The following is a 10,614-nucleotide window of genomic DNA, read 5'->3' on the forward strand; positions in this document are numbered from 1 at the left end:
GCGGTGGGGGCGGACCACCCCGGCGGGACCCCCGTGGCGACAGTGGTCAGCCCGCCGCGAGGCCCTGCCGGACGGCGGTGCCGATCCGGACCGCCCGCTTCGCGGTCAGCGCGGTGGCGGCGAGCGCCACGTCGTCCGGCGGGACCTCGCCGTTGTTGCTGGTGTGGGAGGCACCGTACGGGTTGCCCGCCACGAACTGGCTGGGGTCGGTGTAGCCGGGGGCCACCACGATGCCACCCCAGTGGTAGAAGACGTTGAAGAGGCTGAGCAGTGTCGACTCCTGCCCGCCGTTGGAGGTGGCAGTGGAGGTGAACGCGGAGTACACCTTGTCGGCGAGCTTGCCGTTGGCCCAGAGCGGTCCGGTGGTGTCGATGAACTGCTTGAGCTGGGCGGCGATCATCCCGTACCGGGTGGGCGAGCCGAAGATGACCACGTCGGCCCAGTCCAGGTCGTCGAGTTCGACCTCCATGACGTCCTGGGTCTCCAGGCGGTGGGCGTGCCAGCCGGAGTTCGACCGGATGGCCTCCTCGGGGGCGAGTTCCCGGACCTTGCGCAGTCGGACCTCGGCCCCGGCGTCACCGGCGGCTTCGACGGCGGACTGCGCCATCTGGTACGTGATGCCGGTGGCGCTGTAGTAGATCACTGCCACCTTGGTCTGGCCTGCCATCAGGGGTTTCCTCCTTTTTCGGGATCAACTCCGGCGACTACCCGTTACTTGCGCCGTCAAACATCACTGCGGCCTGCCGGAATTCGGGTTGCGCGCCGACGGGTGGGAACTGGCATGCTGCGGGCCATGCGGTTCCGGGCAGCCACCGTCGACGGCTGGCCCTCGATCTGGCAGTTCCTGCGGGACATCGTGGCGGCCGGTGAGACGTACACCCAACCAGCTCGGACACCCGGGCGGTGGCGCTGTGGCGCTCGCTCGGCTTCACCGTGGTCGGCCGGGTGCCCGAGGCGTTCGCCCACCCCACGAAGGGGTACGTCGACCTGCTCGTCAGGCACCGCCGGTTGTGACCCGACCGGCAGAACCACGGCGACGATCCGACCGGGCGGACCGGCGGCGACGCGCTGTCGATACCCTGGCCGGGTGATGCTGCCCCTGCCCACCGGCGAATTCCAGGCGTACCTGTTCGACTGCGACGGGACCATCGTCGACTCGATGCCCCAGCACTTCACGGCCTGGCAGCGGTCCCTGGCCGAGTGGGGCTGCGAGTTCCCCGAGGACCTCTTCCTCGCCTGGGCGGGTCGGCCGACCGCCGACATCATCGTCGACCTCAACCTCCGGCACGGTCTGGCCATGCCGGTCGCGGAGGTCACGGCCCGGCGAGAGGCCCTCTACCAGGGGCTGTTGCCGACGGCCGGCGGCATCCCGGAGGTGCTGGCGCACATCGACGACGCCCACGGGCGGATCCCGTTCGCCGTGGTCTCCGGCAGCGTCCGGGAGTCGGTCGTCGCGTCCCTGAACGCGCTCGGCATCCTCGACCGGTTCGACGTGCTGGTCTGCGCCGGGGAGTACGCCCGCCCCAAGCCGGACCCGGAGCCGTTCCTGCGCGCTGCCGAGCTGCTCGGGGTGCCCGCGCACGCCTGTCTCGTCTTCGAGGACGCGGACCTGGGCATCGAGGCGGCCACGGCCGCCGGCATGGCGAGCGTCCGGGTGCCACAGCCGCGCCGGGGCTGAGCACGGGCCACAACGCGCAGCGGACAGCGGGGCAGCAGCACGCCTGCCCAGCTTCCGAAGCAGGCCGGCGAGGGCCTCACCAACCAGGACATGAGCGAATCCCATCGCGATCATCACGACTGGTCCGTCGGCTACGGAGATCCGCGTAAGCCAAGCGTGCTGGGCCTAGCCTGGTAGGCTAACGGCCATGGGCCGGTTCTCCGAGGACGAGCTGCACACGGTTGTCTCCCGGTACGAGGCGACGCGGGCACAGGCATTGACCGAGCGGGACGAGCAACTGCGGGCGTTCCACGCGGCCGGGTGGCGGCCGGTGGATCTGCAGCGGGTCACCGGTTACAGCCGGGAAACGATCCGCCAGGCACTACGACCGGAAGTCCGGCGAGCGACCAACATCAACCGACGTAGGACATCACCCCAGCCACCAGCGGACTACCGGCCATATGGTGACCGGAAGCCTTATGTGATCGCCGAAACCCTCACCGCGCTGCACGGCCCCACCAAGGGCGTGGTCACGCTTCCGCGTCACCTCGACTGGTCCGGACGCGCCGAGTACGACCTTGACCGGCCCGCGCGCCTGGCCAGCATGTACAAGGGCGTGCTCACCGAAGCCGGTACCGTCGAGGATCTGCACACCTGGCTCGACGCCGACCTCCTTCGGCGACTCTGGCCCACCCTCTGGCTGCCACCCCAGCTCCGGCAGCGCTGGGAGGACGCCTTCCCCGAACTCGCCGCCACCCGCAGCAACGCGGCGTAGCGGTGGACCCCTTCCACGAACGCCTCGCCCGTACCGGGCTCGGGGCGGCCGATCGATACGGCTTCGCGCTGGCCGGCGGCTACGCGGTGCAGGCCGCCGGGCTCCTGGAACGGCCCAGCGAGGACGTCGACCTGTTCACCGCCTGGGACCGCCGCGACGAGTTCCCCGCCGCGGTCACCGCCGTCGTGCACGCCTACCGATACGACGGCCTCACCGTCGAGACCGAGCGCCAGTACGACACTTTCGCCCGGCTGGCCGTCACCGACGGTGCGCGGGTTTCCAAGGTCGAACTCGGCGTGGACTGGCGCGCCAACGAACCGATCCTCATGGCGATCGGACCCGTCCTCCACCCTGACGACGCGGTAGCGAACAGATGAGCGCCCTCTACGGGCGAGCGTTCGCCCGGGACTTCATCGACATCGACGCCACCCTCCGATCCGGCCGCTACACCCGCGACGCCCTCCTCGCCCTCGCGCAGCGCGCCGACCGGGGCTTCGACCCGCGCATCTTCGCCGACGCTCTCACACAAGCCACCCAGCTCGATCCCGAAGACTTCGCCCAGTACGGCGTCACCGGCCGAGCGTTGGACGATCTCCGTAGCAGGTTCGCCGCATGGCGCCGCGAACTGCTCGACGACGACGAGGGATGATTCGGCGGCAGCGTTCGGCTGGTCGAGGCGGCATCTGCGGCGGCGGATCTGGATGGCTTGGCCGACGTGGGCCTGATGGCCTCACCATCGGACAGCCCTCAACGAGGGGCCGAGGTTGATGCAATTCCCATCCGCATTCCGACCCGTGGATGGCGGGCGGGGTCGGGTCCCCGGATCCGGCGTCAGCCGTGGCAGACTATGCCGGTGCTCGATATGTCGCTCTACCAGGCATTCGTCGTCGCAGTCGTCATTCTGGTGATCGTTCCGGGACCCGACATGGCCTTCATCATCACCATGGGCGTCGGCGGCGGCCCCCTCGCCGGGCTCTCCGCCGCCTTCGGCGTCGCTGTCGGCCTCGCCGTCCACGCCCTGGCCGCCATCCTCGGCTTCGCCGCGATCTTCGCCGTGGCCCCTTTCCTCTACGACGTGCTGCGCTGGGCCGGCGCGGCGTACCTCATCTACCTGGCGATCCGGACCTGGGTGGAACGCGACGACCTGACAGTGGTGAGCAACGCCGACGGGGCCGCCACGATCAGCCACTGGCAGGCGTTCCGCAAGGCGGCGGTGGTGAACCTGCTCAACCCGAAGGTGATCCTGTTCAACGCCGCGTTCCTGCCCCAGTTCGTCGACCCGGCCGCCGGCAACGTCGTCGGGCAGTTCCTCGTCCTCGGCGTCACCCTGGTCGTGGTGGACCTCCTCATCGACGGCCCGATCGGGCTCGCCGCCGGGCACGCCGGGCAGGTGCTGCGCCGCAGCCGCCGCATCATCAAGGCCCTCAACGTCGTGACCGCGTCGGTCTTCCTCGGGCTGGCCCTGCGACTGGTCCTCGTCCGGGACTGAACCACGGCGTCCCGGGCCGAAACGCCGGGCACCGACGTCGATTGTCCGACCCGCCCGGCGACGGTACGGTGACCGGGTGACGTTCCTCGTTGTCTCGCCGCCACCGGCGACCCGGTAACAACACCCACCCCGACCCGGCTCTGACTTTCCTGAGCCCGGGTGCATTCGTGGTGCCCGGGCGGCGTCGACAACGGAGAATTGTGTGAACATGACGATGCCCTCTTCGGTAGGGCGCGGAATCCTCTACATCTGTGTGGCAGCGATCGCCTGGGGAACCGGCGGTGCCGCTGCGGCCCTCCTCTACGAGACCAGCGGGCTGGGCCCGGTGGCGGTCTCTTTCTGGCGGTTCGCCGGTGGGGTCCTGCTCCTAGCCGCCGTCCACCTGGCCGTCAGGCGTCGGGCGGCGGTGGCTCCGTTGCGTGGGCGGTGGCGGCAGATCGTGACCACCGGCGTCGGTCTGGCCGTCTACCAGACCGCCTACTTCGCCGCCGTCGGCTACGCGGGGCTGGCCGTGGCGACGGTGGTGACCCTGGGCTCCGGGCCGATCCTCATCGCCGTCGGGTCCCGGTTCCTGATGGCCGAACGGCTCGGCCGCGCGGGCACCGTCACCGTCGTGATGGCCCTGGCCGGACTGGTCCTGCTGGTCGGCGGGGGAAGCACCGGCACCGGGTCGGCCCCGATGCTGGGGCTGGCCTGCGCGCTGCTGTCCGCCACGGGGTATGCCGGGGTGACGCTGCTCAACCGGAAGCTGGGCCGCGACGGCACCAACGGCAACGCCCGGTCGACGGCCCTGGGCGGGTTCGCCGTCGGGATGGTCTGCCTGTTCCCGTTGGCCCTCGTCGAAGGGCTCCTGCCCACCTCGGGCGACCCCAGGATGGTGCTGGGGTTGCTCGCCTACCTGGGATTCGCCCCGACGGCACTGGCCTACAGCCTGTTCTTCGCCGGTCTGGCCACCGTCCGGGCGACCACCGCGTCGGTGATCGCGCTCGTCGAACCGGTCACCGCAGCCGTCATCGCGGTGCTCCTGCTCCACGAGCGGTTGACCGTCACCGCCACCGCCGGGTCGGTGATCCTGCTCGGGGCGGTGGTCGCGCTGACCCTGGGGGAACGGCGGGTCACCGCGCCGCCGACCGGGACGACCGAGACGACCGGGACGACCGAGACGACCGAGACGACCGGGACGACCGAGACGACCGGGACCGGGCCTCGACCGGCACCGGCCCGCTCCGGCTGAACCGACAGGTGCCCGTCGTCGGGGTCGACCCCGGCGACGGGCACCTGCCCCGGTCGGCGTCAGCGGGTGGGCGGGTCGCCGGCCTCGACGCCCTCGGTCAGCACCGATGCCACCCGGTCCAGGGCCGCCGAGACGTACTCGGGGTCCAGGGAGTGGATCACCCGGAGGTGGCCCTCCGCGCCGAAGTGGGCTCCGGGGGCCACCAGCACCCCGCCGAGTCGGCGCAGCGCGTGGGCCACCTCCAGGCTCGTCGCCTCCCCCCGGTACCGCAGGAACCCCAGGGCGGTCGCGGTGGGCGCGACGATCGAGACAAGGTCCGGGTGCGCCTCGGCCCACCGCAGCAGCAGCGACCGGCCCGCGCGCATGAGCCCTCGGTTGCGGTCGAGCAACCGGTCCCGGTACGGCGTCGTCAGGGCCGCCTCGGCGATCCGCATGGCGAGCAGCCCCGTGCTGACGGTGGCGTACTCGTGTCGCCGCCACAGCTCGTCGAGCAGGTCACCGGTGGCGACGATCCACCCCACCCGCAGCCCCGGCAGGGCGAACGCCTTGGACAGGCTGCCGACACAGACCAGGCGGTCGTAGTGGCCCCAGAAGGTCGCCGTGACCTCGTCGGTGTCGAGTTCGGTGCCCCGGTGGACCTCGTCGACCATCAGCCAGGCGCCGTTGCGTTCGGCCACTGCCACCACCGCCGCCATCTCCTGCGCGGTGAGGACCGACCCGGCCGGGTTGTTCGGATTGGTCACCGCGATGACCCGGGTGTCCGGGCGGACCGCGCTCTCCAACGCCGCCACGTCGAGCCGCCACCCGTTGCGCTCGTCGAGCCCCACCACGCTGATCTTCGCCCCGGCGTTGTGGGCCAGCCCCCACACCTGCCGGTACCCCGGTTCCATCAGCACGACGTGGTCGCCCGGGCCGATCAGCGCCCCGGCCAGGATGCTGTTGGCCTCGGCCGCCCCGACGGTGACGATCACCTCCTCCGGCCGGCAGCCCTGCCATCCGGCGACGAGCCGACGCAGCTCGGGGGTCCCGCGTACCTCGGGATAGTGCTGGGGGCCGGCGACCAGCCGGGCGACCTGCGACTCGTCGAGGAAGTCGTGCAACTCCACCGGCCGGCAGCTGCTGTCGGCGAGGGTGTAGTCCACTGTGGGCTCGTACCGGGACTGCCACTGCACCAGGTCGAAGGGGGTGTAGCGCATCGAACCTCGATTCGTCGCGGCGGCGGGTGGGTCAGGCGCTGTCGGTCTTGGCCGGGTCACGTTCCACGACGTCACCGAGGAGTTCGTCGACCCGCCGGAGCAGGTCCGGGTCGAGCCGTACCCCGGCCGCCGCGACGTTCTCCCGGATCTGCTCCGGGCGGGAGGCGCCGACGATCGCCGAGGCGACGTTCGGGTTCGCGAGGGTCCACGCCACGGCGAGCTGGGCCGGGGTGAGCCCGGCCTCCTCGGCCAGGGGCAGCAGACCGGCGACCCGCCGCAGGACCTCCGGCCGTAGGTACGCCTCCACCCAGGTGCTGCCCACCTCGTCGAGCGCCCGGGACCCCGAGGGTGGGGGTTCGTCCGGCCGGTACTTGCCGCTGAGGACCCCCTGGGCCAGCGGGGACCACACCACCTGACTCATCCCCGCCTTCTCGCTGGCCGGGACGACCTCGCTCTCGATCACCCGCCACAGCATGTTGTACTGCGGCTGGTTGCAGACGAACGGCGTCAGCCCCAGTTCGTCGACGATCCGCCTGGCGGCACCGATCTGCTCGGCCGTCCACTCCGACACCCCGAGGTAGAGCACCTTGCCCTGGCGGACCAGGTCGTCGAAGGCGCGCAGCGTCTCCACCAGCGGGGTGTGGTGGTCGAACCGGTGGGCGTAGTAGACGTCCACGTAGTCGGTGCCCAGCCGCCGCAGGGAGGCGTGCAGCGACTCGGTCACGTGTTTGCGGGACAGCCCCTGGTCGTTGGGGCCGGGGCCGGTCGGGAAGTACACCTTCGTGCACAGGACCAGGCCCTCCCGGCGTTGCCCGGACAGGGCGTCGCCGAGGACTGCCTCGGCCCGGGTCCCGGCGTACACGTCGGCGGTGTCGAAGGTGGTGATCCCCTCGTCGAGGGCCGCCGCCACGCACGCCCTGGCGGCGTCCTCGTCGATCTGGGAACCGTGGGTCAGCCAGTTGCCGTACGCGATCTCACTGACCCGTAGGCCGCTGTGACCGAGTTGGCGGAACTCCATCGACGTTCTCCTCATCACTGGTCACTGCGGGTTCGACCTGCACCCGGTTGTCGTGGAAGACGGCACCGCCGCCCATGTCCGCGTCGCGTTCGTCGACTGTGGCGTTCACTCCGGCTCCGCCGGTGAGCTTGAGCCAGTGGCCCTTTGTTGTCGCTGCCACTCCGGGGCGTACCAGGTCCGCGCCGACGGTGACGACGGCCCGGAACTCCCCCCGGTCGTTGAAGATCCGGGCCTGTCCCCCGTCGACGAGGCCGCGCGGTCCGGCGTCGTCGGGATGCAGGACGACCCGGGGCGGTCCGGCCCGGCGGGCCAGTTCCGGTTTGTTGGCGAAGACGGTGTTGACGAAGAAGTGCCCGGCCCCGGCGATGAGCGTCAACGGGTACCGGGTGGACAGGTCGGGGTCGGTGGGTTCCCGAGGTGGGGTGTAGCCGGCCACCGGGTCGAGCCCGGCCTCTGCGGCCCGTTCGGACCGGAACTCCAGTCGGCCCGACGGGGTGGGGAACCCGTCGGGGAACGGCACGAACGCGGGCGGGTAGTTCAGCCTGGCCCAGCCCTGTCGGCGGAGCCGGTCGACGGTGATCCCGGCCAGCGACGGATGGTCGTTGTCCAGGAGTTGCCGGGCCAGTTCCTCGTCGGAGTCGTACAGGCTGGGCTCGGTGAGGTCGAGGTGTCGGGCCAGGCGGCGGAAGGTCTCGGTGCTGGACAGGCACTCCCCCGGGGGTGGTACCGCCGGTTCGTTCCAGGCGACGTAGACGTGTCCGTAGCCGTCGTGGACGTCAAGGTGCTCGGTCTGCATGGTCGCCGGGAGGACGATGTCGGCGTAGTCGACGGTGTCTGTCGGGAAGTGGTCGAGGACGACTGTGAACAGGTCGGGGCGGGTCAACGCCTCCCGGATCCGGTTCTGGTCGGGGGCGCTGGCCACCGGGTTGGAGCCGTACACGACCAACGCCCGGACCGGCGGGTCGGTGAGGGTGAGCAGGTTGTCGGCGAGCCGGGTCATCGACAGGGTCCGTACCGGTGCGGCGAGCAGGTCGTCGCGGGCCAGCGCGGCCCGGTCGCCGCCGAAGTACCCGTCGGTGGAGTAGGCCAGCCCGCCGCCCGGGTACTGCCAGTCGCCGGTCACCCCGACCAGGCAGGCCAGGGTCCGGAGCACCTCGCCGCCGCCGGCGTGCCGCTGCACGCCGATGCCGGCGCGCACGGCGGTGGGACGGGTGCGGGCCAGCCGCCGCCCCAGGTCGACGATCTGTTCCCGGGGGACACCGGTGAGGGCGGCGACCCGCTCCGGCGGGTAGTCGAGGATCCGGTCGCGGAACTCGGGCCAGCCCAGTGTGTGCCGGTCCAGGAAGTCCTGGTCGGCACCGTCCTCGGCGAGGACCACGTGCAGGAGCCCGAGGGCCAGGGCGGCGTCGGTGCCGGGCAGCGGGGCCACGTGCTCGTCGGCCTGGCGGGCGGTCCGGGTCCGGACCGGGTCGATCACCACCACGTACGCGCCGGAGCGCCGCGCCTGTTCGACGAATCGCCACAGATGGTGGCCGGTGGTGAGGGGGTTGGCCCCCCAGAGCAGGATCAGCCGGGAGTGGACCAGCGATTCGGGTTCGATGCCCCGGGTGGTGCCGGTGGCGTACTCGGTGCCGACGAGTCCGGCGATCGAGCAGATGGTCAGCTCGTGTCGGCTGGCACCGAGGACGTTCCACAGTCGGGCTCCGGCCCGTCCCTGGAGTCCCTGGAGGTAGCCGAGGTTCCCGGTGCCCTGGTACGGCCAGATGGCCTCACCGCCGCTGTCGGCGATGATCCGCCGGAGCCGTCCGGCGATCTCGGACAGCGCCTCGTCCCAGCTGATCCGGGTGAAGCGCCCCTCCCCCTTCGGGCCGGTACGGCGCAGCGGGTACAGCAGTCGGTCCGGTGCGGCGGTGTGGTCGAGGTACTGGTTGACCTTCACGCAGAGGGTGCCCCTGGTGTACGGGTGGTCGGCGGTGCCGCGCAGCCGTACCGCCCTGCCGTCGCGGACGGTGACCGTCCAGCTGCATCCGTCCGGGCAGTCCAGGGGGCAGGCCCCCACCACCTCACGGTCGCCGGTCACGGCACCGGCTCCGCCACCGGCGTCGACGACCGGCGTTCGGCGGTCAGCCGGGTGCGCAGTTCCCCGCCGAGGAGCCCGGTGAAGACCTCCGCCACGGGGCCGGTCAGGCCGACGGTGCCGTCGGGGGCGATGTCGACCTCGACCGCGCCCCCCGGCATCCGGACCAGCACCCTGTCGTCGATCAACCCCAGGGCGTGGGCGGCGCTGGCGGCGGCGCAGGCGCCGCTGCCCGAGGCGGTGGTGTAGCCCGCCCCCCGTTCCCACACCTCGATCTCGATCAGGCCGCGCTCGGTGACCCGCAGGAACTCCACGTTGGTCCGTCCGGGGAAGTCGGGGTGTGAGGCGATCGGCTCTCCCCAGCGTTCGGCGACGGCCCGGTCGACGGCGGACAGCGGCACCACCACGTGGGGGTTGCCGTTGTCGAGGACGAGGACCGGCAGGTGTCGGCCCCCGACGGACAACGGCCGGAGCAACCGCTCCCGGTGCTGCCCGGACCGGACCGGGCCCGACTGCATCGGGCCGGACTGCATCGGGCCGGACTGCATCGGGCCGGACGAGGCCGGGCCGGGATGCACCGGGTCGAACTGGGCCGGGCCGGACGAGGCCGGGTCGAACTGGGCCGGGTCGGACGGGATCGGGTCGGTCGTGGTGATGGTCGGGGCGTCCAGGGTGATGCGGACGGTGCCGGGGGTGGTGATCTCCACCCGGGAGGTGCCGCTGGCCGTCCGGACGGTGAGGCCCCGGCCGGAGGGGCCGTCTCCCAGCTGCGGTTCCCGGCCGAGCAGGTGGTCGGCGAAGATCCGGATGCCGTTGCCGCTGCGCCCGCAGGGACTGCCGTCGGAGTTGAAGATCAGCAGCTCGACCGGCTCCCCCGGGGTGACCGGGCCGACCGGGCCGACGAGGAGGCCGTCGGCCCCCACTCCGTACCGCCTGTCGCAGAGGAGTCGGGCGGTGGCTCCGGACGCGGGAACGTCCACCCGTCGGGGGTCGATGATCAGGTAGTCGTTGCCGAGGGCGTGGTACTTGACGAAGTCGCCCATGCTCGTCTCCGTTCGCCTGGTGGTCCGGCGTGGGGCGGCCCGGGGGGGGGGGCAGCCCGAGGGGCGCGGCAACCAGGTCGGGAAAGGGGGGGGCATGGGGGTGGGGTGGGTAGTTATAAAGTTGT

Annotated in this window: 9 protein-coding genes and 1 pseudogene; 5 read left to right on the forward strand and 5 right to left on the reverse strand. The window is 71.7% G+C overall.

Annotation, left to right across the window (positions count from 1 at the left end; genetic code table 11):
* Positions 1-46 precede the first annotated feature (46 nt).
* On the reverse strand, positions 47-667 hold the full coding sequence (gene wrbA, locus ABT336_RS25195) for an NAD(P)H:quinone oxidoreductase (protein WP_350899725.1): 621 nt from the start codon (positions 665-667) through the stop codon (positions 47-49).
* Positions 668-1,090: 423 nt separating this feature from the next.
* Here wrbA and ABT336_RS25200 point away from each other — a divergent pair, with 423 nt between their 5' ends.
* The 5 genes and pseudogenes from ABT336_RS25200 (at position 1,091) to ABT336_RS25220 (ending at position 5,155) form a co-directional block, all read left to right on the forward strand.
* On the forward strand, positions 1,091-1,678 hold the full coding sequence (locus ABT336_RS25200; RefSeq protein WP_350899738.1) for an HAD family hydrolase: 588 nt from the start codon (positions 1,091-1,093) through the stop codon (positions 1,676-1,678).
* Between the two features lie 187 nt (positions 1,679-1,865).
* The gene (locus ABT336_RS25205; protein ID WP_350899727.1) at positions 1,866-2,432 is read left to right on the forward strand and encodes a hypothetical protein; all 567 of its coding nucleotides are present in this window, start codon (positions 1,866-1,868) and stop codon (positions 2,430-2,432) included.
* 2 nt (positions 2,433-2,434) lie between these two features.
* Positions 2,435-3,081: pseudogene (locus ABT336_RS25210) on the forward strand (nucleotidyl transferase AbiEii/AbiGii toxin family protein).
* A 213-nt stretch (positions 3,082-3,294) separates the two neighbouring features.
* Positions 3,295-3,921, forward strand: a complete 627-nt coding sequence (locus ABT336_RS25215) for a LysE family translocator (protein WP_350899739.1) — start codon at positions 3,295-3,297, stop codon at positions 3,919-3,921.
* Positions 3,922-4,135: 214 nt separating this feature from the next.
* Positions 4,136-5,155, forward strand: a complete 1,020-nt coding sequence (locus ABT336_RS25220) for a DMT family transporter (RefSeq protein ID WP_350899729.1) — start codon at positions 4,136-4,138, stop codon at positions 5,153-5,155.
* 59 nt (positions 5,156-5,214) lie between these two features.
* Here ABT336_RS25220 and ABT336_RS25225 read toward each other — a convergent pair whose 3' ends face one another.
* Genes ABT336_RS25225 through dapF form a run of 4 tightly spaced genes read right to left on the reverse strand, consistent with a single transcriptional unit; the run spans position 5,215 to position 10,489 of the window.
* Positions 5,215-6,351 carry an aminotransferase class I/II-fold pyridoxal phosphate-dependent enzyme gene (locus ABT336_RS25225; protein ID WP_350899731.1) on the reverse strand — a complete coding sequence of 379 codons (1,137 nt, stop codon included), beginning with the start codon at positions 6,349-6,351 and terminating at the stop codon, positions 5,215-5,217.
* Positions 6,352-6,382: 31 nt separating this feature from the next.
* Positions 6,383-7,369, reverse strand: coding sequence for an aldo/keto reductase family protein (locus tag ABT336_RS25230; protein WP_350899733.1), 987 nt, complete (start codon positions 7,367-7,369; stop codon positions 6,383-6,385).
* A complete protein-coding gene (locus ABT336_RS25235) occupies positions 7,326-9,449 on the reverse strand; it encodes a molybdopterin-containing oxidoreductase family protein (protein ID WP_350899735.1) in 2,124 nt (707 codons plus the stop codon). Before ABT336_RS25235 ends, ABT336_RS25230 begins: the two co-directional genes overlap by 44 nt.
* Positions 9,446-10,489 carry a diaminopimelate epimerase gene (gene dapF, locus ABT336_RS25240; protein WP_350899737.1) on the reverse strand — a complete coding sequence of 348 codons (1,044 nt, stop codon included), beginning with the start codon at positions 10,487-10,489 and terminating at the stop codon, positions 9,446-9,448. Before dapF ends, ABT336_RS25235 begins: the two co-directional genes overlap by 4 nt.
* Positions 10,490-10,614: the final 125 nt, after the last annotated feature.

This window comes from Micromonospora sp. NPDC000207, assembly GCF_040300925.1.
Lineage (GTDB): Bacteria > Actinomycetota > Actinomycetes > Mycobacteriales > Micromonosporaceae > Micromonospora.